Source organism: Mesorhizobium sp. M00.F.Ca.ET.216.01.1.1, from assembly GCF_004010325.2.
Taxonomy (GTDB): domain Bacteria; phylum Pseudomonadota; class Alphaproteobacteria; order Rhizobiales; family Rhizobiaceae; genus Mesorhizobium.
Genome location: NZ_SADR02000480.1, coordinates 1 through 296 on the forward strand (window position 1 = coordinate 1; position 296 = coordinate 296).

General features: G+C 64.9%; 1 protein-coding gene. It reads left to right on the forward strand.

All coding sequences use genetic code 11. The features are described 5' to 3' along the window. Positions 1-113: 113 nt before the first annotated feature. Positions 114-296, forward strand: a 183-nt coding sequence (locus tag EN859_RS40670) for a LysE family transporter (protein WP_348632977.1), incomplete at its 3' end; no start/stop codon positions are given.

Below are 296 nucleotides of genomic sequence, written 5' to 3' on the forward strand. Positions count from 1 at the left end.
GTGCCGTCGCGGTTGTGGATCGCGGTGTTGACGGCGACGACCGGGGCAGCCTCGGTCAGGCCGAAGCCTTCGATGATCGATGCGTCGAAGCGCTCGCGGTAGTGGCGGGCATTGTGCTCGTCAACCTCTTTTGGGCGAGTTGCGCGATCCTGGGCGTCGGGATTGTGTTTGCGGCGTTTCCGTGGCTTGCGTTCGCCGTGAAGGTGGCGGGCGCCGCCTATCTGCTGTGGTTCGGCGGACGACTCATCTTCAAGGCTTCGCGAGGCAAGCACGAGCAGGCGGTGCAAGCAGCCAAC